This is a genomic window from Magnetococcales bacterium, from assembly GCA_015231755.1.
In the GTDB taxonomy this organism is placed as follows: Bacteria; Pseudomonadota; Magnetococcia; order Magnetococcales; family Magnetaquicoccaceae; genus Magnetaquiglobus.
Map to the genome: position 1 here is coordinate 69530 of JADGAZ010000013.1, position 23676 is coordinate 93205.

Genomic DNA, 23676 nt, shown 5'->3' on the forward strand with positions numbered 1-23676 from the left:
AGGCTCCCGGCCCACCCAGGCCAACCGGGGCAAAACAGAAGGGACGCCATGAACACCCACCCGCACCTCCACCGTCTTGCCCTGCTGTTTTGCCTGCTGTTCCTCGGCATCCCGACCCCCTCACAGGCCGCCCCCCCCAAGGATCAAGCCTGCCTGCGGTGTCACGGCATGCCAACCCTCTCCTACCGGGATCCGGCCACCGGCGGATTACGCAACTTGGCCATCGACCCCAAAACCATGGCCCTCTCCGACCACAAGAATCTAAGCTGCCGGGATTGCCATGCCGCCGGCTTCGAGGTCTATCCCCACTTCGAGGAGGCACGGCGGGAGCGGCTCGAATGTCTGAATTGTCATCAAAACAACCAAAAATTTCCCCGCGCCTTGTTTGAATCCATCGAGCGCAGTTTCACGCGCAGCATTCATTATCAAAGCATGCAGGATTCATTCACCTGCTTTTCCTGCCACAATCCCCACGATTTCCGCAAGCTTTCGGGGCAGACCCGGGAAAGCCTGAACGCGATGGTGACCCGGGACAACGGGATGTGTCGCCATTGTCACGACTCGCCGGAAGGCATCGTGGGTCGCACCGGACGTCTGTTCTCCTCATTGAGCCAGACCCACGCCTGGCTGCCGGAGACGGAACGCCACTGGAGCAAGGTCCGTTGTGTGGAATGCCACACCGGTGGAGACAGCGCCCGAGGCAGTCACTTCATTCTCAGCCGCAACCATGCGGTGCGGGCGTGCGAGGCCTGTCACAGCCAGGACTCCATCCTGGCCACCAAGCTCTATCGCCACCGTACCCGCGAGGAGCGCCGCAACGCCGGATTCCTCCATTCGGTGGTGATGAACGATGCCTATGTCATCGGCATGACCCGCAACCAATGGCTGGACTGGGGCGGCATCGCCCTGATCATCCTGACCCTCGCGGGTGTCGGCGCCCATGGTCTGGCCCGTTATCTGGTCTCAAGGAGCAATCACCATGAAAACCACCATTGAACTGTATCCCGTCTGGATCCGCGTCTGGCACTGGACCAATGCCGTATGCTTTCTGGTGCTGCTGGCCACCGGGATCAGTCTGCATTTCGCCGCCCCCGGTTCGGCGCTGATCCCCTTCGATACCGCCCGGATGGTGCATAACATCTTCGGCATCCTGATGACCGGTGGCTGGGTGGTCTTCGTGATCGGCACCCTCAAAAGCGGCAACGGCGTTCACTATCGCCTTCGTCTGCCGGGTCTGGTGGGACGCCTGCTGACCCAGACGCTCTTTTATGGCGTGGGCATCTTCCGTCACGAACCCCATCCCTTTCCCGCCACCCGGGAGGCCAAGTTCAATCCGCTGCAACAGTTGACCTATCTCGGGGTGATGTTCGGGGCGGTGCCTGTGTTGATGGTGTCGGGTCTGGCCTTTTTCTTCCACGACCTGATCCCGGAACGTCTCCTGGACATGGATGGCCTGTGGATCGCCGGTGTGATCCACTACGGGATCGGTGTTTTTCTCACGGTTTTTCTGATCGGACACCTCTATCTGGCCACGGCTGGCGAAACGGTGTTCGGTGAATTCAAAAAAATGCTTTCCGGCTCAACCCTGACGGAGGAAAAACCATGAACACCGGGCAGTTCCGCCAATCGCGGCACATCAAACGCATCGCCATCATCCTGGGATTGGGCGTGACGGTCGGGGTGGCTCGATGGATCTATCCCGGTCTGCTGGAAAGCTACATCGGCGTGACCAACGCACCGTTGACCTTTGCCAACAGCGCTCCGCTGGAGCCAAGGGAGTTCGACACCCTGGCGGACTCCCTCACCCGGGAGTACCGTCAGCAACGGGCCATGGCCATGACCGAAAAAGAGGAAATGCCCTTCGCCCGCCGGTTGAAGATCAATATGCTGATGAAAACCGGCTCCTTCGCCAAAGACGCCCCCTATCCCCACATCGACTATTTCCGCAAGGCGGGGATTCTGCAATACAAAGGCCCGGAAACCTGCCTCACCTGTCACGCCTCCATCAAGGTGACCGACGAACACGGCAAAATCCACGAGGTGGATACCATGCAGGATGTGGTGAACTCGGTTCATTACAAGTTCCAAAGCACCGCCGCCGGATTTTCCACCTACGGGTTCGATGGCCGCCAGGTCAACAGCGCCGGCAACCGACCCATTCCGGTGGGCAAGATCGACCGGGCCTGCGGAGTTCCCGGCTCCTTCACCTGGACCGGCTGGGCCGACCTGGTCAAGACCAAACCGGCCCACGCCAACGGAGAGACGGAGATCCGCAGCGAAGGGTGTGGTCAATGCCACATCGGAGGCGGTTATCATCCGGCCACGGAGAAAATGCTCCCCATGCACGATGCTCCGGCCACCGCCAAGGCGGGCATCGACTGTCTGATCTGCCACAGTCCGGCCTATGACATGAACGAGCGTTACGTGATCAAAGACGACCATGGCCAACGCTGGAATCAGGACCGCTCCTTGAAGGCGGCTTTGACCGTGGGACTGCCCACCAACAAGACCTGTCTGTTTTGTCATCAGCACAACATGGGGGGTGATCTGGAAAAATCCCTACCTCCAGGTGCGGCCCCGGACAATCTGGGCCACAAAAACAAACGGCTGTTGCATCCGGGTGCCAAACGGGGCAACTCCATCCAACCGGAGCATGATGTCCACGCCGCCGCCGGCATGGTCTGCACCGACTGCCACAAACCCCAGGGACACAAAATCCCCCGGGGCACCCTGGGGGTGGATCTGGTGGCCAACGATCTGCCGGGCCGCAAGGTGGAGTGCGAATCCTGTCACACGGCGGCCCCCCACGTGAAAGACGAACAGGAACGGGCGCTGCTCAACGGCCATGTGGCCCGGGTCTCCTGCGAGGCGTGCCACATCAAGAAACTGCGTGACGACAACACCGTGCTGCGGGACTGGATCCATCCGGTCTGGAACGAAGAAGAGGGAGCCTATGTCTTCCAGGATGTCTATCAGAGCGGCGAGGCGGGACGGGGTTTCACCTTCCTGTGGTTCAACGGCAACGGCTCCTTCCTGGCCAACGCCCTGGGGGACAATCCGGTGGGGGATGGTTCCTATAATCCGCTGATGCGGCAATTGGCCAAAATCGAGGATCCCAAAGCCATCGAGGCGATCCGTCAGGCGGCCACCAGACTCAAAAAGAACTATCCAGATCTGGATGTGGAACGCTATGTGCGGGAGGTGACCGATCCCCTCTCCAGCCTCTCCCCGGAGATGCTGGAGAAACGCAAAAAAATGATCGAAGAGAAGATTCGTCCCGTCATGGCCCAGGGACAAAGCAAAATCTATCCCTTCAAGGTGTTCAACGCCATCATGTACGAAGACATGAACAATCAAGGCCCCTTCGGCGCCATGATCCTGCCCTTCGACTATCCAACCTATTACGAGTCCGGCGACCCGAAGGCCTCGGTCAAAAAAGCCCTGGAACACCCGATTCTCAGACGGATGTACGAAGCCCCGTTCAAGGCCTACATGATGGATGAGTTCATGCACTACTTCGGGGTGACGGGATGGAAGGCCGAGTATCCGGTGGACGCCAACGGCAAGCTGAAAAACGTCGAAGCCCACTGGATGCGGCAGATGGGTTCGCTCATGATCAACCACGGCATCCAGAAAGAGGGCCGGGCCTGCAAGGAGTGTCACGCCAAAAACGGCATCCTCGACTTCAACGCCCTGGGCTATCCCCCGGAACGGGCCGCCGAACTGCGCAAACTGCCTGAACTGCAATAACATCCCACCCATGGGAGGAAGGCCATCCCGGCCATCCTCCCCTTTTTTTGCCCATAGTGTGCAAAAAATGCAAATCAAGCAAAATTTCATTGCAAGATACGATCCATGGAGATATAATCACCATCAGGGAGCCGGAAAGGATGCTCCCGGTCCAAAACAAAAATTCAATTGCGGGATTCACACGGATAAGGTCTGACAGCCTGTCATACCAACAAAGAAACCGCTGCCATCCCCGACCTGTCTTCCGCCTGCGCATCGGGAAACGGAATTGACATGACCACCCACGAACCCATTACCGGTGACATTCTGGTTGTGGATGACGATCAGACGGCCCTGACATTCCTGGAGAGAATTCTTATCAATCAGGGACATACTGTGAGAACCGCTCCTTTGGCCCGTGAGGCCATGCGCTCTTTCCAGTCCGCGTTCCCGGATCTGGTGCTGTTGGATGTGGCCCTTCCGGACCAGAATGGCTTCGAGTTGTGCCAGGAGATGAAACGCATACCCGGTGGAACGGCTGTCCCGGTGATTTTCATCAGCGGACTGACCAACACCGCCGACAAGGTCAAAAGCTTTGCTGTCGGGGGGGTGGATTTTGTCAGCAAACCCTTCACCGTGGAACTGGTATTGGCCCGGGTCGCCACCCATTTGGCCCTGAGCCGGGCATTGCGGGAAATGGAAGCCCGCAATGCCCGGCTGGAGCTGGAAATCGCCCAACGCCGTCAGGCGGAAGCGCAGCTCCGCCTCAGCGAAACCCGTTTCAGGGGGGCGTTCGAGACTTCGGCCCACGGCATGGCCCTGATTTCCCCGGATGGACATCTGCTTCAGGTCAATCCGGCCCTGTGCGCCATTCTGGGCTACAACGAGGCGGAACTGCTGACCAACACCATTCTGAACCTCACCCATCCGGACGATCGACACAGCGACCGGGAGTTCATCCGCCGCATGCTGGCCGGCACCATCCACTCCTGCCAATTGGAAAAACGTTATCTCCACAAGAAAGGTCATACTATCTCCACCCTGTTGAGCCTCTCCCTGGTACGCAACCAGGATGGCCAGCCGGTACATTTTGTGTCGCAGGTCCAAGACATCTCCGCCCGCAAGGAGGTGGAAAAACAGCTCCGGGAGGCCCATACCACCCTGGAGGAACGGGTTTTGGACCAGACCGTCGCCCTGCGCAAGGCCATTGCCCTGCTCCATCAGGAGGTGGAAGAGCGTAGCCACATTCAGCAGCAACTCCAGCAGGAACGGGACAAACTGCAAGACGAGGAGAGCCGTCTGCGGGAGATCACCGCCACCCTGGCGGAAGGGTTGTACGTCATCGACCGGAAGGGACGGATCACCTTCATCAATCCCGCCGCCCTGGCCATGTTGCACTGGAACCTCAACGAGGTGCTGGGCCGTGACTCCCATGGTCTGTTCCACCATAGCCTTCCGGACGGCTCCCCCTATCCCGTGACCGAATGCCACACCAGACACGTGGCGACACAGGGAATCGGTCCCCTGGACGAAGAAACGTTCTTCTGGCGCAAAGACGGCTCCGGATTTCCCGTGACCCTGACCGCCTCCCCTTTATTCCGCAATGGCCATCCCGGGGGAGCCGTGGTGGCGTTTCACGACATTTCCGAACATAAACGGTTGGAAGAGTCCCTGCGTCACGCCAAGGAGTCCGCCGAAGCGGCCAATCGGGCCAAAGGGGAGTTCCTGGCCGCCATGAGCCACGAAATCCGTACCCCCATGAACGTGGTCATGGGCATGGCGGAAATTCTGCTGGAAACCGATCTCACCCCGCAACAGCGCCGCTTCGCCCAGACCATGCACCACTCCGGCAAGGCGCTACTGAGCGTGATCAACGATGTGCTGGACTTCTCCCGGATCGAGTCGGGACGGTTTCAATTGGTGGAAGCCCCCTTCTCACCCCGTCAGGTGGTGGAAGAGACGGTCCGGTTGATGGGGGTGGCCGCCGAAGAAAAAGGTCTCACCATGGAACAGTGGATCGCCCCCGCCCTGCCGGAAACCATTCTGGGAGATGACAGCCGGGTGCGTCAGGTGCTGATCAACCTGTTGGGCAATGGCATCAAGTTTACCGCCCAGGGACGGGTGGATGTGCGCCTGACCCAGGATCCCGACTCCCCGAACTGCCTGCTGTTTTCGGTCAGCGACACGGGCATCGGCATCGACCGGGAGCAGACCGAACAAATCTTCGAGCATTTCATCCAGGCCGACGCGGGCATCACCCGACGCTACGGGGGCACAGGTCTGGGTCTGGCCATCTCCCGGCATCTGGTGGAAATGATGGGGGGACGGATCTGGGTGGAAAGCCGGCTGAACGAAGGCAGCACCTTCCATTTCACCCTGCCCGCCAAATCGACCACCCTGCCCGCCCCCGCGACACGCTCCGAGCCGCCCGGTCCGGTCTCCCAGAAGCAGGGACTGCGCATTCTGCTGGCCGAGGATGTGGAGGAAAACCGTATGCTCTTCGAGGCCTACCTCATGAAAAGCCCCCATCGTCTGGTGATGGTGAACGACGGTGTGGAAGCCGTGGCCAAAGTCAAAGAGGAGACCTTCGATGTGGTGGTGATGGATGTCCAGATGCCCCGGATGGATGGCTATACCGCCATTCGTCACATCCGGGCATGGGAGCGGGAGCGTCAATCGACGCCGGTGCCGATCATCACCCTGTCGGCCCACGCCATGACCGGAGAGATGGAACGGTGCCGGGAGGCGGGAGGAACCTTTTATCTGTCCAAACCCATCGGCAAAAAAGGATTGTTGGCCGCGCTCCAGCAGATCACGATCCCGCCCCCCGAAGCGGTTTGATGGTCGGTTGATCCCCTGTGGTGGACCGGGAGAGAAGGAAATCCGACATATCCTCTTTTCCCAACAGCATGTGAACCAGCAAACCCAAGGTCTCGGGTCTCCAGGTACGGAAGCTGTCGAAAGGGGCGTGCCGGTCGGTATGGCCCGGATCGAGGGTGATGCCCCACAACGGATCGATGGCATGGGGCAGCAGGGCATAACGCCCATCCCCCAGCACACCGGGTTGACGGGGATGAATCACCACGAAGTGGTCGGAGAGTCGCACAAACCGGCCCACATCCCGCCCCAGAACCGAATCCGCCGGAATGCCCGGCAAGGGGAACGCCGGATCGACCCAAAGGGCGCGTTCCCCGCCATAGGCGCGGGACTCTCCCCACAAACCCGGACGCAACGCGACACACTGGATGGATGGACCACTCTTGTAGACCGCCCGCCACAACACCAGATTCATCATGGTGGGCTTGATGTGCAGCACCTCCACCCGGTCGCCCTGCTGCCGCGCCCAGGCCATGGCCATGTCGCTGGCCCGCTGGTGTTGCCACCACGCCACCCCGAACCACACCAGCATCGCCACGCCACCGGCGACCGCCCAGGGTTTGTGATGCCGCACCACGGCCAGGGCGAGAAAAACCGTCAAAAGCACGGTGGTGACCGGTTCCACCACCGGCACGATGCTCCAGGCGATACGCAGATCGGAAAAGGGCCAAAGCAGTTGGGTGCCATAGCTGGTGCAGGCATCCAGGGGTCCAGCGGTCAGGTATCCCCAAAACGCCATGGTCCAGGTTTGACGAAAGGTCACCCCCCGTCCCCTGGCCCACCACCCAAGCAACGCCGTAGCCACCAGCGCCCCCACGGGTGTAAAAATCAAGGCATGGGTGAACTGGCGGTGATATTCCAGTTGCAGCAACGGATCCTGGCTGGATTGGATCAACACATCCAGATCCGCCAGCAACGCGGCGAAACCACCCACCACGGCAGCGGTGGCAAGCCGTTGTCGGGAGGTAAACCAAACCGCTGTGGTGCCGCCCAGCAAGGCGTGGGTCAAAGGATCCATGAAGGCTCCACGGTTGCAGGCGAAAAAAAACCTATCCCATCAATTCCGACAGGGCTTCGTTCATCTTTTCCAGCCGTTCGACGATGATCACCACCAGTTGTTGGGTCAACTTGAGTTGAAACGGACAATCGAACTGGGCCAGGGCCGCATGATCGAGTTTGAAGACATTCACGCTCCCCTCGGCGATCACGCTGGCCATGCGGCGACGGCCTCCCACCAAGAAAGCGGCCTCGCCGATGATGGAACCGGCTTCCAGATAAGCGATGATGTGTTCGGGATGGTCATCCTTGCGCACGAAAGCGGCACCACTCAAGATGATGAACAAGGAAGAGTCCCGGGTATCCCCGTCCTGAATGATGACATCCCCATCCTTGTACAGCTCGAAACAGTGCCCGCTGTCCGCCAACAACCGTTTTTCCTGGTGGCTGAATGGCGCAAAGAAGGGAATGGCCTCCATCATGTCGAAAATCGTGCTCATATCGTTTTGCCCCCTCGGCCAACGGTGAACGCGATCAGAAAGGAATGTGTTTAATGTCGGTTTGACGGGCCTTGCTTTTTTTCTCTTTGACCTTGGGCGCAGCCGCCAGCCGCAATCCCAGATCCGGACGACGGGAAGACAGGGATTGGAAACCCCGATTGGCGCAACGCAAGGCCGAGGCATCATCCTGCCAACCACCGCCGCGCATGGCGTAAAAGGCCTCATGAGCGGCACCTTCCGGGGTGGCCGACGCTTTGTTGTAGCTGGGCTGATACCGATCCTGGACCCACTCCCAGACGCTGCCGCTCATATCCTTGAAGCCCAACCGATTGGGGGTCTTCTGACCCACAGGCTGTGTGGTTGCGTTGCTGTTGCCCACAAACCAAGCCAGTCGGGCGGGATCGCTCCCTCCCGGATAGACCACCCGGTCCCCGCCTTCGCGACAGGCGAACTCCCATTCCGCCTCGGTTGGCAGACGGAATTGGACATTCAAACGGGCCTGGGCATTGAGGGTGGCGATGAATTCGTTCACCTCTTCCCGGGAGACGTTTTCCACCGGATAGTGATCCCCCATGCGGAAGCGGGAAGGATTGTTGTGCATCACCCGACGCCACTGGGCCTGGGTGACTTCGGTCTCCCCGAGCCAGTATCCGCCGACACAGTTTTGATGAACCGGACCTTCATCCGATTCCCGCCCCTCAGCCCGGGGAGGAGAACCCATGTCGAAACATCCCCCCGCGACCCAAAGCAGATTGACGCCACTGGTGGGATCCCGCCACGACTCGCCGCTTTTGACCACCAACGCACTCTTGACCGCTCTCCCCTCCAACTCCAGGGGTTCCCAATCGTTGATCAGGGAGGCGACCGCAGGCCAAGAAAAACTGACCACACCGGCCAGCAGCGATCCCGCGATCATCCGGGTCCCCAGGCGACGGAACCGATTGATGCCAAGAATGAGGTTCACTGTTCACCTCCGGTACGGGTCAGACGCATCGGCGTGGGAACCGACAGGATCGGATCCGCCGGCGGCGTGTTTTGGGCCAACGAGACCTTCAGATGAGCAAAAAGCTCCGCCAGATCCACCCAGCCATCCTTTTTGCCGACGGGGAAGCCGTCCGCGTCCCCCAGCATGCCCTTGAGCAGATGCCAAGTGAACGCCCCCTGTTGGGCCGGTCCATGGATGGCGGCGCCCAGTTTGTCGGCGGCCACGGCCACGGGCTTGCCCTGGAGCAATACGCCACGGGGGGCGGAGGTTCCGGTCTGGCCGGGCTGAACGACGCACTCCGGGGTTTGATTGAAACAGACATCCAGCAATACCACCACATCCTTGTTGGGCAATCGGGACAAGGCCCCTTGCAACCAGGACAAAGAGATGGCGTGGTCCGAGTCCAGGCCGGACAACGGCACATTGGCCGGAAGCAACAAGGCATCCTGGCCCGTGGGCAGGCCCAAACCGGAAAAATAAAACAACAAGGCGGCGTTGGGATTGTTCTGACCCTGTTTGATCAGCCATTCCAGATCCTGACGCAGGGTTTGATAATCCACGGCATTGTTGACCCGTAGACGGGCATGGTCGGGGTCATCCAGGAAGATGCCCCGCCGGGTCAGGAGACGATGAAAATTGGTGGCGTCCCGGTCCGCGAAGTGCCGGGCCCGGATCCGCTTGTAATGACTGACACCCGCCACCACCGCATAGGCGTCGGCACGCTTCTGCCAGGAAGCCAGCGCGGGTTGATTGGCAATGCGCTGATCGAGCATGGCGCTTTGATCATCCACGTCGCCGGATTTGGCCCAGGTTTCGTGGGGCATGGCCCGGGGAAAGGGAATTTCGGCTTCCGGATCGGTATAAGCCATCAACAATTGATCCTTGGCCCGGACAAACGAGGCTTCGCCGGGATACTCCTTGACCAACAGGTTGATGGATTGGCGCAAGGCATCCATCCGTTCCCCCAGACGAAACTGACGCCAGAGGGTTTCGGTGACGTAACCAGCGGCCATCTCCCGCCACAGATCCACCCGATCCCCTTTGAGTCCCGTACCCGGTTCCTCTTTCTCCCGCACCTGCATGCGGGCGATCCAGTCATAGGCTTCCAGATAGTTGCCCCGTCTGAACAGCGCAAACAGTTTGGTATGGGCCAATGCCAGATTGCCCGGCTGCTTGGCGAACCCCTCGGAGGCCAACAGGTGGGCCTTGCGGTCGTCACCGAACTCGAACTTCACCCAGGCCAGATTGGCGATGGTCTTGACGTGATTCGGAAAGGTTTCGTACACCTTTTCCCAGGTTTCCATGGCCTGTTGTTTCCTGCCGACCTGATGCTGCGCCAATCCCAGATTGTAGCCAATGACCACATCGGTGGCACAGGTGGCAAAAGCGCTTTCAAAGGCTTTCAGGGCCTCTTCCGGCTTGGATTCGAGCAAGGCGATGGCCTTGGTTTCGATCTCCCGGGCCACCGCGCAGGGATTGGACTGGACGGCCTCGGCAACGCCGCTGACCAGAAACGAGAACAGGAAAAGAAACGGGATGATAGGCGACAATGTCCTTAATCCTCGATGCGGGGGTCCAACCGTCCGGCGGCGTATTCCGCGGCCATTTTCTCCAGGTCGATGACCCGGATCTTCGAGGCGTTGCCGGCGGTTCCGAACTGCTCGAAGCGCTCCTTGCAGATCCGGTAGGCGGCATCTTCCGCCGGACGCATATACTTGCGGGGATCGAATTCACCCGGCTTTTCGGCGAACACTTTGCGAATCGCCCCGGTCATGGCCAAACGCAGATCGGTATCGATATTGATCTTGCGCACGCCGTATTTGATGCCGATCTGGATCTCTTCCACCGGCACCCCATAGGTTTCGGGAATGGATCCGCCGTGGGCGTTGATGATGGCCAACAGATCCTGGGGCACCGAAGAGGAGCCGTGCATCACCAGATGGGTATCCGGCAAACGGGCATGGATCTCTTTGATGCGGTCGATGGCCAGGATGTCGCCGGTGGGCTTGCGGCTGAACTTGTAGGCTCCGTGGGAGGTGCCGATGGCAATGGCCAGAGCATCCACCCGGGTGGCGGCGACAAAGCGGGCCGCCTCTTCCGGATCCGTCAGCAGCCGTTCTTTTTCCATGGTGCCCTCGGCGCCATGGCCATCCTCTTCACCGGCCATGCCGGTCTCCAGGGAGCCAAGCACCCCCAACTCCCCCTCCACCGACACCCCGATGGCATGAGCCATCTCCACCACCTGGGCCGTGGTGGCGACATTGTAGTCATAAGAGGCCGGGGTTTTGCCATCCTCCCGGAGGGAACCATCCATCATGACGCTGGTGAAACCGCTGCGAATGGCTCCGTAACAGACCGCCGGAGATTGACCGTGATCCTGATGCATCACCACCGGCAGATGGGGATAGACCTCCAGGGCGGCGAGGATCTGGTGACGCAAGAAGGCTTCTCCAGCGTATTTGCGCGCCCCGGCGGAGGCTTGCAGAATCACCGGACTGTCGGTTTCATGGGCGGCGCGCAAAATGGCGCGCACCTGTTCCATGTTGTTGACATTAAAAGCAGGAATTCCATAATCGTGCTGGGCGGCATGATCCAGGAGTTGCCGCATGGAAGCCAAAGGCATGTCACGAATCTCCCGTGTGAGTTGACGGCGATCCACCTGAGCAGCTACCCTGTCGGACGAGTCGAGAAAGGTCGTGATCAAGCGCCAAGCCGGATAAAAGTCCATTATAGCGCAAGCGAATCATGAAATGAATAAAAAATATGCTGGTTCTCCAGCTCTTGAGTTCGGGGCGACTCCATGACGAAACCGGTGGACCAGGAAGAGGCGTTGCACCCTGAAGTGGTGCTGGAAGCCCGAGGGCTCTGCGTCTCCCGTGGTGGTGAATTCCTGTTGCAAGACGTGGACATGGTGCTGCACGCCCATGAAATCGTCACCCTCATCGGTCCCAACGGCGCGGGCAAATCCACCCTGCTTGCCGCGCTGCTGGGGATCATGCCCCTCTCCGCAGGCCAGGTGGACCGCAGACCGGGACTGGTGGTGGGCTATGTGCCCCAACGATTAAGGGTCGATCCGGTGTTTCCTTTGACCGTGGCCCGTTTCATCGCCTTGTCCGCGCCGGACGCGCCCCTGCCCCTGGAGTGGATGAAACGGTTCGGCTGCAATCAATTATTGCACCGGCCCATGCACAGCCTGTCCGGAGGAGAGACCCAGCGGGTGCTGCTGGCCCGGGCCTTGAGCCGCAATCCGGATCTGCTGGTGCTCGACGAACCGGCACAAGGGCTGGATCTGGCCGGCGAGGAGCAACTCCACAGCCTGATTGACGCCGTGCGCCGGGAACGGGGCGTGGCGGTGCTGCTGGTCTCCCACAATCTGCATTTCGTCATGGCCGGGGCGGACCGGGTGATCTGTCTCAACCGTCACATCTGCTGCTCGGGTTCCCCCACCACGGTACGGGCCACACCGGAATTCCAACTGCTGTTCGGCGAAAAAATGCCCGGCGTCGGCTTCTATCAGCACCACCACGATCATCAACACACCCCCTGCGGGGTGGTTCGGGAGCAGCCGTGATGGAAGAATTCATGGTCCGGGCATTGCTGTCCGGCATCGGCATCGCCCTGGCCACCGGTCCCCTGGGAGTGTTCGTAGTATGGCGGCGCATGGCCTATTTCGGCGACGCCCTGGCCCATGCCGCCCTGCTGGGGGTGGCCCTGGGACTGATCACCGGCTGGAACATGAACGCCGCCATCGCCGGAGTCTGTCTGGCGGTGGCGCTGCTGGTCACCTGGATGCATTCCCGTCCCGAGGTACCCACGGACGCGGCCCTGGGCATCTTCTCTCATGGAGCCATGGCCCTGGGGCTGATCACCGTGGCCCTGGCCGACGGCGCCCGGGTGGATCTGATGGCCTATCTGTTCGGAGACGTACTGGCCGCCGGCTGGGGGGATGTGGCCTGGATCTGGTCCGGAACCGCCGTAGTGCTGCTGGTGATCCGTCGCTATTGGCACGATTGGGTCAACGCCACCATCCACGAAGGCCTAGCCTCCCTGGATGGGGTCAACGTGGCCCGGATGCGGCTGATCTTCATGCTCCTGACCGCCCTGGTGACCGCGGCGGCCATCAAGGTGGTGGGCGCCATGCTGATCACCGCCCTGCTGGTCATTCCCCCCACCGCAGCCCGTCCTTTCTCCTCCACCCCGGAAGGCATGGCCATGGGAGCCATACTCATCGGCGGCGCCAGTACCCCTCTGGGCCTCCTCGCCAGTTACCATTGGGATCTGCCCAGCGGTCCGGCCATCGTGCTGGTGGCCTCGATTTTCTTTGGTCTGTCCCTCGTCGCGGGAAAAAAAGGTCGCGCATCCTGAACGGTCCACCGCTCCATCCCGGTTTGATCAGGCCCTTTTTTTGCAGAAAGCCTGTTTGGCAAGAAGCTTGTTTGCAAAAAAAATTGGTTTGCAACACAATCTAGCCGGTTGCTTTGCGCATCCGTTTGCATCCTGACCCGCACATGACTCTCATTGGATTGATGCCCTGCCCTGGGATGACCGGTTCATGTTGATACAAACTTTGATGAAAGAGATCGCGTTCTTCTGGGATTTTACCGACACAGAACGCAATGCGTTGATCTCCCGGGACAGTTTCTTCACCACCTATCAGGATGGGGAACATCTGGTCACCGAAGGGGATGAAGACGACTCCTTGTTCGTTCTGCTCAAAGGGCAGGCCAAGGTGGTGCAACAGACCTATCCGGATCGGGTGATCACCCTGCTGGAACCCGGAGCGGTGATCGGCGAAGTTTCGTTCCTGACCAAACGCAGCCGCACCACCCATGTGATCGCCGTTGGCGAAGCGATTGTCTTTCGCATCGACTCCTACAGCATGAACCGTGAACACCTCGACCCGGTTCTGCAAACCAAAATCAAAAACCAACTCATCGAAATCCTGGTGCGGCGCCTCGAAGAGACCAACACGGCCCTGACCATCCAGAAAGAGGCCAACATGGTACTGACCAAAGCCCTCCGGGAACAGGTGCTATCGGGAAAATGACCCCCGGAGACTACCCCGCCGCTCCCGATTCTCCCTCCGGCCACAGCCACGCCGCCCCCCGCACGCCGCTGGAGTCCCCGAACCGGGCCGGGAGCAGCCGGGTGGCGGGAGAACCGGAAAAGACATAATGTTTCCAGACCTCGGGCACCGAACGGTAAAGCCGCCTCATTCGGGACAACCCACCCCCCAGCACCACCACATGGGGATCCAATAGATTGATCACCATGGCCAAGGCCCGGGCCAGACGATCCTCGTAGCCAACCAGCAGCCGTTCCGCCTCCCAATCCCCTCCCTCGGCCCGTTCGACAATCCGATCAGGCGACAAACGCTCCCCCACCCGCTCGAAAAACTGCCGACCGAGGGCCGGACCGGATAAAAAAGTCTCGATACACCCCGTCTGTCCGCAATAACAGAGCGGACCCGGTCGCTCCTCCTCCCCCCGGGGCCAGGGCAAGGGGTTGTGTCCCCACTCTCCGGCAATGGCGTTGGGACCGGCAAGCAGCCGTCGCCCCACCGTGATCCCCCCGCCCACGCCAGTCCCTAAAATCACCCCGAAAACGATTTCGCTGCCGGCTCCCGCCCCGTCGGCGGCCTCCGACAAAGTGAAACAGTCTGCGTCGTTGGCCAGCCGCACCGGTCGGCCCAGCAGCCCCGCCAGATCCCCGGCCAGATCCCGCCCGATCAGACAGACCGAATTGGCATTCTGAATCCGGCCCGTCCGCGGCGCGATCGATCCGGGAATGCCCACGCCGATGGGCAGCGGATGATCGATGCCCAGCCTCTGTTCCGCGCCGCTCACCAGCCCGGCCACCGCCCGCAAAGTGCCGTCATAATCCCCCTGGGGCGTGAAAACACGCTCCCGATGCACCATGGCACCCTGAGCGTCGAGGACCACGATTTCGATCTTGGTGCCCCCCAGATCAACCCCGATGCGCATGCCGCACGCTCCCAGCCCTCACGAACCGGAGACCGGATCCAAAAACACACCGATCCGCTCCGCCACCTCCTCGGCCTTCTCCAGAAAAAACAGATGATCCGTCTCCCCGATCACCGCCAACTCGGCCCGAGGCAGTTGATCAGCCAGCAGACGGGCATTGGCCACAGGCACGATCGGATCCTGTTCCGCCGACATCACCAGCACCGGCAGATCCAGGGCGAACAAATCAACCGGAGACGACGCGGCGAAGAAACGCGCCACCGCATCGTATTGCAGCAACACCTGATCGCCTTCGGGTTCGGACAGCAGGCGCTGCTGCATCACATAGTCATAAGTTTCCGGATAGCGGCTGGCCAGCATCGGACAAAAAGGATCCGACAAGGCGGCCCGCACCCGGTCTTCCTTGCGCAAATGATAGATGAACGCCACCTGTTCCCGGGCAAACATGGGAAACAACGCCTTGAAGCCCTCCCCGTTGGAGCTGGTACACATCAACACCAGACTCCGCACCCGCTCGGGATAACGGGACGCGAGCAATTGGGCGACAAAGCCCCCCATGCTCAAACCGATCACGAAAAAAGTCGTGTGCCCCAACTCATCCATCAACCGGAGGGCGTCATCCGCCAAATCTTCGAGTCCGTAAGGCCCCTGAGCCGGAGGAGCCGCACCCATGCCACGATTATCCGGAATCACGAAACAAAACCGGTCGGCAAGCGGCTCGACAAAACGCCGGAACATCCAATTGCCGCTGGCAAAACCGGAAATGCACAATACCGGTGGTCCGTCACCCAGGATTTCCCGGTGACTGCCAAATGGATCTGACATGCTCTCCTCCTTTATTGATCGCTTGCCTTCGGTGGGATGATCCTGTTCAATGTGTTGTCAAATCCTGACCACGGCAAGGGAGAATGAACATGTGGCAAGATTTTATCGCCCGACATGCCCAAGAACGAGCAGACCATGTGGCCCTGGTGGACCGCCAGAATCGGCAAAGCCACACCTATGCCCAACTGGAGGCGGAAATCCTGCGGCTGGCGGCTCATCTCGCGGCTCTGGGGGTCCAGGAAGGGGATCGGGTGGCGCTGCTGGCCCCCAGCCGAATGGAACATGTCACCCTGTTTTTCGCCTGCGTCCGGCTCGGAGCCATTCTGGCTCCCCTCAATCACCGTCTCGCCCCGCAAGAAATCGATGCCATCCTCGACGAACTCGATCCGGTTCTCAAACTCGGGGATGACCAGACTCCCGGATTCCGCCCCCTCTCCATCCTGGAAGGGCCTCCTCCGGCCCTGACCCTGCCTCCCCCGGTGGCCATCCCGGATCACCGGGTGATGATGATCCTGTATACCTCCGGATCCTCGGGCCGCCCCAAAGGGGTGATGCTGCATGCGGCCATGATCCTGGCCAACATCCACAACACCATCTCCGCCGACGTGCTGCGCGCGGAAGACATCTCCATCGTCAACACCCCCTTTTTCCACACCGGGGGATATCACGTCTTCTGTCTGCCGATGCTGTCCATCGGCGGCACCTTGATCCTCCACCCCCGTTTCGATCCCGGTTTGGTGCTGGAAGAGATCCGTCAGGCCGGGGTGACGGTCTTCTGGGCGGTACCGACCATGTTCCAGGCCATGTTCGATCACCCGGATTTCCAGCAGACCGATTTCTCCCGCATCCGATTTTTTCTCTCCGGTGGCGCCCCGTTGAGTCTGGCCCTGATTCAGGGGTATCACCAAAAAGGGGTACCCTTCAAACAGGGGTTCGGACTGACCGAAGTGGGCCCCAACTGTTTTCTGCTGGAAACCGCCGATGCCTGGAATCATCCGGACTCCATCGGCAGACCCATGACCCGCTCCACCGTACAAGTCATGGATGAAAACGGCGCGCCGGTGGCCGTTGGTCAGGTCGGGGAGATGTGGATCGCCGGCCCTCATGTCTGCCTGGGATACTGGCGCAACGATGCGTTGTTCGCCACGGCCATGCGGGATGGATCCTTCGCCACCGGAGATCTGGTGCGGATGGATGCAGAGGGGTTTTATTATGTCATCGGGCGCAAAAAAGAGATGTACATTTCCGGCGGTGAGAACGTCTATCCGGGGGAGGTGGAAAAACAGCTCACAACCCATCCGGCGGTGGTGCAGGCGGTGGTGGTGGGAGTGGCCGACGAAAAATGGGGTGAAGTGGGATTGGCCTTTTGCGTGGTACGGGCACCGGTCACCCTGGAAGCGTTACGCGCACACCTGAATACCCGTCTGGCCCGCTATAAACATCCCCACCATCTGCGGATTCTCTCCGGATTTCCCCTGCTGGCCAACGGCAAGATCGACCGGCCCGCCTTGAAACAACAAGGACGCGATACCATTCTCTCGGAAAGAGGCGGAACAGCCGATCCGGTCTGAAAAAGTCGCACCCCCAATTCCCACACTCGATCCGCGAACCCCTCATCCAGAGTCCGGGCATCCACAAACCGCAAACGCCACTCCTCCAGGATTGAAGGATCGGCTTTGGCCATTTTTTTCACTGACCCAGGCGGGCAACGCTCCAAAACGACGACGCAGCAGACGCATCAACAAGGCCGCATCTCTTTCCTGATGAAACCCCTAAGGATAAAAATGATGCACCGGATCTGTCACCACTACGCCCGCATGATCCCCATCCGGCACCGACCAGCTGGCATCCATCCACGCCGTCGCGACTCCGGAATTCCCGGACACATCCCCGGAATGACTCTGCCAATCCGCGACGACCCCATCCGCCGCCGCAACCGGAACGCTCTCCCCCCAATGGGTCGAACCCACATCCATATTCCGGAGGATGTTCACCCCAGACTGGGCGAATTCCCAGGGGATGATTGCCTTGTCCACCACGGATGGCGCGGTCAAACTGACCGCTTCCATCTTCATGGCGGCGTCGGTAAAGGTGAACGCCACCTCGACCATGTTCCCCTGAGTGCCATCGCTCTTTTCAAAGGTGGCATGAGCGGTAATGGCATTGCCCTGTTGCATCTCGATGCCCTGGCCTGGGTCGGACTGCACCACCCCCAACGAGACGATCCCCAACTGGGCCAGTCCCTGCAACTCCCCGGCATCGGAAATCCCATCCCGGTTGACATCCTGCCACACCTGCAATTGTCCGAAAGCCGCATCTTCCGCATCCACCCGACCATCGTGGTTCTGATCGAAGCTGGCCAGGGATTGCAGACTGGAAGAACTCCCGGAGACCAAAGATTCGGAAACCAACTCCCCGATCCCCTGAATCCGCCCATCCCCATTGACATCCATGACCAGCAATCCGTCTCCCGGGGTAATCCAACCCGTCGCGTCCGGTGCGCCATCGTTGTTCATGTCGAAGCGGGGTCCATCCTCGCGGGAAGTCAACTGAATGCCGTTGTGATCCAGATCCAGGACCAGTGGATCACCCGACGTACAGGTGGCCACCAGAACATAAGTACCGGCAGAACTGTCCGAAAGCGCGGCTGCGTCCAGATAATACGTTCCGGTGGTCCCAATCGTATAGGAAATCATCGAATTCAGACTGCCATAATCATCGTTGCCAGCCAGCGCGGATCCATTACTGTTATAAAGAGTCAAATAGGTATCGCCCACCGTGCCATCCCCAAACGGTGCCCCCTTGAGATCGAACTGATAGGTGCTCCCCGCTGTGAGGGAGACCGCATACCAGTCATGATCCCCAATATAATCCAGGATTCCGCTGACAGAACTGCCCAGGGCGATGGTGGCGGAAGTGCCGGTATTGGCGGCGATATCGTGAATCACGTTGATCGTCATCGTATAGGAGGACGCACTGCTCACCGTACCGTCATTCACCGTGAAGTTGAAAGCATCGTAGGCGGTTCCATAGGTATTGGCAGTCGGACTGAAACGCAAATGGCCGCTCTGAATATCGCTGTAGGTGAATACTTGACTGGCGGCGACATCCACCCAGGAACTGCCGTTATAGTAATCCAGGCAACTCGTTGAACCCGGATTGGTGATGGTAATCGAAGCCAGATTGTTCCCATCCACATCCGCGAACCCAAAGCTGGAGACCAACGGCAGGAATACGCTGTTTTCGTTGATGGTCACAGTCTGATTGGCCGCGGTCGGGGCATCGTTGACACCCACGACGGTCACGGTCGAAGTCACCGTGGAGCTGCTCTCGGCACCCGACCCGGCGGCATCGGCATCTGTGACACTCCAGGAGATGGTCCGGCTGGAATATCCAGCGGTGGGGGTTTCGCTGGTGGAAGAAAAGGTCACGGTGCGCAGGGCGGTTTGATAGTTGGCCAGGGAGGTGGTGCCAGACAGGGTCAACAGGCCGGTACTGGTATTGTAGAATGCGGTAATGCCGTTCTGCGCGCCAACCCACAGCACATCCCCGGCCGTGAACCCGGAACTGATCGACACCGTGGCACTGGAAATCTGGGTATCGTCGATATCGCTCACCACGATGGCGTCGTTGACGACCACACTGGAACCCCCTTCCGTATAGATCGCCGCAGTCGCGCTGGCCCCGTTCAGGGTCATGAGCACATTGTCCATGGCCGTCACGCGTGAACCTTCCACCCCCACGAAACCATACAGCGTGTTGGCCAATCCCACCGGATTGTTGGTGATCGCCGGTCCAACGCGTGTGACATTACCGGTATCGTCGGTCATGGTGTATTCGACCAGGAGAGACCCCAGGGTTCCACTGTTGTCGGAGTTATAAATCTTGAGATTCAAATCGAACCGACTGCTGTTGCTCAAAGCGGTCGCGGTCAGAACGAACCGGTACCAGTTGCCCACGACCAGATCGCCCCCCCAACTGAGAGGACTGGCGCCTCCCCCCGAAGACCCATCGACCTGAATCGAGCCATCGCTCAGGAAAGCACCCCCGCCTCCGTGAAACATCATGCCCAGATGCGAGCCACCCGGAGCCGCATAACTGCCCAGATTGGAATCCGGTGTCTGGGTCGAAAAACCGAGGGCGCCGTATCCGGAATTGTATTGATTCAGAAAATAAGCGGAGATGGAATAGACATTGCCGCTTACCCTGGCAAAGCCCTGCTTGCTGGTCCAGACCTGCTCCGAGCCTGAGGAGACGGCAATCCCCGCGCCTGAGCCCAACCCATCACTGCCAGACCAGGTAAAAGTGCCGGAGTAGGGTGAACTGAGATTGAAATTGTCGGAAAGCGCCGTGGAACTGGTAAAGGTTTGCGTGGCTCCAGGGGCTATGACCACAGGCGCGTCGTTGATACCGGTCAAATTGATGTTGATCGTGGTGCTGCCGGTCTGGGCACCGCCGCTGCCGCTGTTGCCCTGGTCACTGGCCTGGACGGTGATGGTGGCACTGCCATTGGCATTGGTGTTGCCTCGATAGATCAAGGAGGACAAGGCAGTGTTGATGGAAGTTCGGGAGCCGGAAAAAACCATACTGGAATCCGAACTGCCATCCCCGGTGGTAAAGGTCAACCCGGAGGTGGAAGCCAAAGAAACCACCCCCAGGGTGGAATTCAAGGTGATTTGCATGGCGGAGATACCCGCATCCACATCGACGAGGGTCAGGCCGGTGATGCCCTTGTTGGTCTCTTCGTCTGCGTTTTGGGTGGACAGGGTGTTGAAGGAAGGCGCATCGTTGACCGAGATGACCGTCACGGCAATCGAATCGGAATCCGTCAAGGTGCCTCCGCTGCCCGAATTCCCCAAGTCGCTGGTCAACACGGTGATGGAAGCGGCACCGAAGGTGTCGCTGTTGCCCAGAAAGGTAACCGTGGCCAAAGCGGCATTCAACGCGCTTTTGGTGCCGGAGAAAATCATGGCGCCATCACCGATACCATCCCCACTGGTGAAGGTGAGACCGGTGGTGGTGGCCAGGGTCAACGCGCCGCCGAACGCTGACAGGGTGACCCGCATGTTGCCGCCCAGATCATCCGCATCGGCGATGGAGATTCCGGTGATGGCCAGATCGGTATCTTCATTCACGGTTTGGGCACCGGGAACCGTGTTGACCGGGGCATCGTTCACCCCCGAGAGGGTCACGGCGACCGTGGCGGCACTGGAGTCCTGAACGCCATCGTTCACCGTGAAGGTGAAGCTGTCCGAACCGGAGGCATTGGCAACGGGCGTGTAGGAATAGGCCCCGGTGGCAGAATTGGTGATGGTGACCGTTCCCAACGTACCCTGGGTACCCACGGAGTAAGTCAGAGTATTGCCTTCCGGGCTGGTGGCCACCAGGGTGCCGGTGACGGTCTGATCCTCGGTCACGGTCAAACTGCCCGCACTGGCCACCGGGGCTTCGTAGACATTGCTCACGGCGATGGTGACAGCCTGGGAGGCGGTCAGGCCATCCGCATCGGTGACGGTCACAGTGATCGCATAGCTGGATTGACTCTCATAATCCGCCGAGGCACCGAGAGTCACCGCGCCGGTGGTGGCATTGATGCTGAAAGCCGCCGCGTCGGTGCCGCTCAGGCTGAAGGTCTGGGTATCCCCCGCATCCGGATCCGTGGCCGTGGCGGTGTAGACCACCGTGCTGATGGCCGCATTCTCCGCCACGCTCCCGGAAACCGATGAGGTGAGGGTCGGGGTCTCGTTGACATCCACCACCGTGATGGTCACGGTCTGGGTATCGGTCAGGCCACCGGAGTCGGTCACGGTGACATCGATGGCATAACTGGATTGACTCTCATAATCCGCTTGCGCGTTGAGGGTCACCTCACCCGTAGCGGCATCAATCGTAAACGACGTTCCATCCGTGCCACCGAGGCTGAACGTCTGGGTATCGCCGGAGTCAACATCCGTGGCCGTGGCGGTGTAGACCACCGTGCTGGTAGCGGTATTTTCCACCACACTCGCCACACCCGCTGACGTGAGAATCGGAGTCTCGTTGACATCCACCACCGTGATGGTCACGGTCTGGGTGTCGGTCAAGCCTCCCGAATCGGTCGCGATCACATCGATGGCGTAGCTGGATTGGCTCTCGTAATCCGCCGAGGCATTGAGGGTTACCGCTCCCGTGGTGGCATCGATGGTAAACAGACTCGCATCCGTACCGCTCAGGCTGTAACTTTGGGTATCGCCGCTGTCCTGATCCGTGGCTACGGCGGTGTAGACCACCGTGCTGGTGGCCGCATTCTCCGCCACACTGCCCGCACCGGTCGAGGTGAAGGTGGGGGCTTCGTTGAGGTTAAAAACCGAAATGACCACGGAATTGGTTGCCGTCAGGCCACCCGCGTCGGTCACCGTCACATTGATGCTGTAACCCGAACGGCTTTCGTAATCCGCCGATGCATTGAGTCTCAACGCCCCGGTGGTCGCGTCCAGGGTAAACAAGGCTCCATCCGCGCCTCCCAGGCTATAGGTCAGGGTGTCGCCGGCATCCTGATCGGTGGCTTCGGCGGTATAGATCACCGTGGAGCTGGCGGCGTTCTCCACCGCGTAGCCGATCCAGAACGACAGGTTCCACGGCGCGTCGTTGACATCCAGAACCGAGACCGTCACGCTTTGACTGTCGGTCAAGCCTGCGGAGTCGGTCACAACCACATCAAAGGCATAACTGGACCGACTTTCATAATTCGCCGCAGCATTGAGGGTCACCTCCCCCGTGGTGGCGTCGATGGTAAACAGGCTCGCATCCGTACCGCTCAGACTGTAACTTTGGGTATCACCGCTGTCCTGATCCGTGGCTACGGCGGTGTAGACCACCGTGCTGGTGGCGGCATTCTCCGCCACACTGCCCACACCAGTCGAGGTGAAGGTGGGGGCTTCGTTGAGGTTAAAAACCGAAATGACCACAGAATTGGTTGCCGTCAGGCCACCCGAGTCGGTCACCGTCACATCAATGCTGTAACCCGAACGGCTCTCGTAATCCGCCGAAGCATTGAGTCTCAACGCCCCGGTGGTCGCGTCCAGGGTAAACAAGGCTCCATCCGCGCCCCCCAGGCTATAGGTCAGGGTGTCGCCGGCATCCTGATCGGTGGCTTCGGCGGTATAGATCACCGTGGAGCTGGCGGTGTTCTCCACCGCGTAGCCGATCCAGAACGACAGGTTCCACGGCGCGTCGTTGACATCCAGAACCGAGACCGTCACGCTTTGACTGTCGGTCAAGCCTGCGGAGTCGGTCACAATCACATCAAAGGCATAACTGGACCGACTTTCATAATTCGCCGCAGCATTGAGGGTCACCTCCCCCGTGGTGGCGTCGATGGCAAACAGGCTCGCGTCCGTACCGCTCAGACTGTAACTTTGCGTGTCTCCACCATCCGGATCCGTGGCCGTGGCGGTATAGACCACCGTGGAGACCGCCGCGTTTTCCGACACACTCCCGGTATTGGCCGAGGTGATCACTGGCGCTTCGTTCACATCCACCACACCGATGGTCACGGCCTGGGTATCCGTCAAGCCGCCGGAGTCGGTCACGATCACATTAATCGAATAACTGGACTGGCTTTCGTAATCCGCCGAGGCTTTCAGGGTCACAACACCTGTGGCACCGTCGATGGTGAACAGCGCCCCATCCGTACCCCCCAGGCTGTAAGTCTGGGTATCGCCTCCATCCACATCCGTGGCCGTAGCGGTATAGACCACCGTGGAGACCGCCGCGTTTTCCGACACACTCCCGGTATTGG

Annotated in this window: 16 protein-coding genes; 8 read left to right on the forward strand and 8 right to left on the reverse strand. The window is 60.0% G+C overall.

Annotated elements, in window-relative coordinates; translation table 11 throughout:
* Window positions 1-48 precede the first annotated feature (48 nt).
* The 4 genes from HQL98_10055 to HQL98_10070 all read left to right on the forward strand — a co-directional run bounded on the left by HQL98_10055 (window position 49) and on the right by HQL98_10070 (window position 6570).
* Complete coding sequence (locus HQL98_10055; protein ID MBF0272393.1) at window positions 49-996, forward strand: cytochrome c3 family protein; 948 nt, start codon at window positions 49-51, stop codon at window positions 994-996.
* Window positions 980-1606 (forward strand): cytochrome b/b6 domain-containing protein, encoded by a 627-nt coding sequence (locus tag HQL98_10060; protein MBF0272394.1) that lies wholly within the window; start codon window positions 980-982, stop codon window positions 1604-1606. Before HQL98_10055 ends, HQL98_10060 begins: the two co-directional genes overlap by 17 nt.
* Complete coding sequence (locus HQL98_10065; protein MBF0272395.1) at window positions 1603-3750, forward strand: nitrite reductase; 2148 nt, start codon at window positions 1603-1605, stop codon at window positions 3748-3750. The genes HQL98_10060 and HQL98_10065 overlap by 4 nt, the downstream gene beginning before the upstream one ends.
* Window positions 3751-4023: 273 nt before the next feature.
* Window positions 4024-6570 carry a PAS domain S-box protein gene (locus tag HQL98_10070; protein ID MBF0272396.1) on the forward strand — a complete coding sequence of 849 codons (2547 nt, stop codon included), beginning with the start codon at window positions 4024-4026 and terminating at the stop codon, window positions 6568-6570.
* Here the strand turns inward: HQL98_10070 and HQL98_10075 are convergent.
* Genes HQL98_10075 through HQL98_10095 form a run of 5 tightly spaced genes read right to left on the reverse strand, consistent with a single transcriptional unit; the run spans window position 6542 to window position 11710 of the window.
* A complete protein-coding gene (locus HQL98_10075) occupies window positions 6542-7624 on the reverse strand; it encodes a metal-dependent hydrolase (protein ID MBF0272397.1) in 1083 nt (360 codons plus the stop codon). The genes HQL98_10070 and HQL98_10075 overlap by 29 nt on opposite strands.
* A 31-nt stretch (window positions 7625-7655) precedes the next feature.
* Window positions 7656-8102 (reverse strand): cyclic nucleotide-binding domain-containing protein, encoded by a 447-nt coding sequence (locus HQL98_10080; GenBank protein ID MBF0272398.1) that lies wholly within the window; start codon window positions 8100-8102, stop codon window positions 7656-7658.
* A 34-nt stretch (window positions 8103-8136) separates the two neighbouring features.
* Window positions 8137-9066 (reverse strand): SUMF1/EgtB/PvdO family nonheme iron enzyme, encoded by a 930-nt coding sequence (locus HQL98_10085; protein ID MBF0272399.1) that lies wholly within the window; start codon window positions 9064-9066, stop codon window positions 8137-8139.
* Window positions 9063-10637, reverse strand: a complete 1575-nt coding sequence (locus tag HQL98_10090) for a caspase family protein (GenBank protein ID MBF0272400.1) — start codon at window positions 10635-10637, stop codon at window positions 9063-9065. The genes HQL98_10085 and HQL98_10090 overlap by 4 nt, the downstream gene beginning before the upstream one ends.
* 5 nt (window positions 10638-10642) lie before the next feature.
* Window positions 10643-11710, reverse strand: coding sequence for a fructose-bisphosphate aldolase class II (locus HQL98_10095; GenBank protein ID MBF0272401.1), 1068 nt, complete (start codon window positions 11708-11710; stop codon window positions 10643-10645).
* Between the two features lie 177 nt (window positions 11711-11887).
* On the opposite strand from HQL98_10095, the gene HQL98_10100 reads away from it, so the two are divergent.
* From HQL98_10100 to HQL98_10110, 3 genes are all read left to right on the forward strand, one after another.
* Complete coding sequence (locus HQL98_10100; protein ID MBF0272402.1) at window positions 11888-12658, forward strand: metal ABC transporter ATP-binding protein; 771 nt, start codon at window positions 11888-11890, stop codon at window positions 12656-12658.
* The gene (locus HQL98_10105) at window positions 12658-13452 is read left to right on the forward strand and encodes a metal ABC transporter permease (protein ID MBF0272403.1); all 795 of its coding nucleotides are present in this window, start codon (window positions 12658-12660) and stop codon (window positions 13450-13452) included. Before HQL98_10100 ends, HQL98_10105 begins: the two co-directional genes overlap by 1 nt.
* A gap of 187 nt (window positions 13453-13639) precedes the next feature.
* Window positions 13640-14134 (forward strand): cyclic nucleotide-binding domain-containing protein, encoded by a 495-nt coding sequence (locus tag HQL98_10110; protein ID MBF0272404.1) that lies wholly within the window; start codon window positions 13640-13642, stop codon window positions 14132-14134.
* A 10-nt stretch (window positions 14135-14144) separates the two neighbouring features.
* On the opposite strand, the gene HQL98_10115 is transcribed toward HQL98_10110, so the two are convergent.
* On the reverse strand, window positions 14145-15071 hold the full coding sequence (locus HQL98_10115; GenBank protein ID MBF0272405.1) for an ROK family protein: 927 nt from the start codon (window positions 15069-15071) through the stop codon (window positions 14145-14147).
* Between the two features lie 18 nt (window positions 15072-15089).
* Window positions 15090-15896, reverse strand: coding sequence for an alpha/beta hydrolase (locus HQL98_10120; protein MBF0272406.1), 807 nt, complete (start codon window positions 15894-15896; stop codon window positions 15090-15092).
* An 89-nt stretch (window positions 15897-15985) separates the two neighbouring features.
* Here HQL98_10120 and HQL98_10125 point away from each other — a divergent pair, with 89 nt between their 5' ends.
* Window positions 15986-17467, forward strand: a complete 1482-nt coding sequence (locus HQL98_10125) for an AMP-binding protein (protein ID MBF0272407.1) — start codon at window positions 15986-15988, stop codon at window positions 17465-17467.
* Window positions 17468-17668: 201 nt separating this feature from the next.
* Here the strand turns inward: HQL98_10125 and HQL98_10130 are convergent.
* Window positions 17669-23676, reverse strand: a 6008-nt coding sequence (locus HQL98_10130; GenBank protein ID MBF0272408.1) for a cadherin domain-containing protein, incomplete at its 5' end; no start/stop codon positions are given.

Coding starts and splice junctions, on each gene's coding strand:
- HQL98_10055 (MBF0272393.1), top strand. CDS start 49: ATGAACACCCACCCGCACCTCCACCGTCTTGCCCTGCTGTTTTGCCTG.
- HQL98_10100 (MBF0272402.1), top strand. CDS start 11,888: ATGACGAAACCGGTGGACCAGGAAGAGGCGTTGCACCCTGAAGTGGTG.
- HQL98_10060 (MBF0272394.1), top strand. CDS start 980: ATGAAAACCACCATTGAACTGTATCCCGTCTGGATCCGCGTCTGGCAC.
- HQL98_10080 (MBF0272398.1), bottom strand. CDS start 8,102: ATGAGCACGATTTTCGACATGATGGAGGCCATTCCCTTCTTTGCGCCA.
- HQL98_10065 (MBF0272395.1), top strand. CDS start 1,603: ATGAACACCGGGCAGTTCCGCCAATCGCGGCACATCAAACGCATCGCC.
- HQL98_10110 (MBF0272404.1), top strand. CDS start 13,640: ATGTTGATACAAACTTTGATGAAAGAGATCGCGTTCTTCTGGGATTTT.
- HQL98_10115 (MBF0272405.1), bottom strand. CDS start 15,071: ATGCGCATCGGGGTTGATCTGGGGGGCACCAAGATCGAAATCGTGGTC.
- HQL98_10075 (MBF0272397.1), bottom strand. CDS start 7,624: ATGGATCCTTTGACCCACGCCTTGCTGGGCGGCACCACAGCGGTTTGG.
- HQL98_10070 (MBF0272396.1), top strand. CDS start 4,024: ATGACCACCCACGAACCCATTACCGGTGACATTCTGGTTGTGGATGAC.
- HQL98_10105 (MBF0272403.1), top strand. CDS start 12,658: ATGGAAGAATTCATGGTCCGGGCATTGCTGTCCGGCATCGGCATCGCC.
- HQL98_10120 (MBF0272406.1), bottom strand. CDS start 15,896: ATGTCAGATCCATTTGGCAGTCACCGGGAAATCCTGGGTGACGGACCA.
- HQL98_10095 (MBF0272401.1), bottom strand. CDS start 11,710: ATGCCTTTGGCTTCCATGCGGCAACTCCTGGATCATGCCGCCCAGCAC.
- HQL98_10125 (MBF0272407.1), top strand. CDS start 15,986: ATGTGGCAAGATTTTATCGCCCGACATGCCCAAGAACGAGCAGACCAT.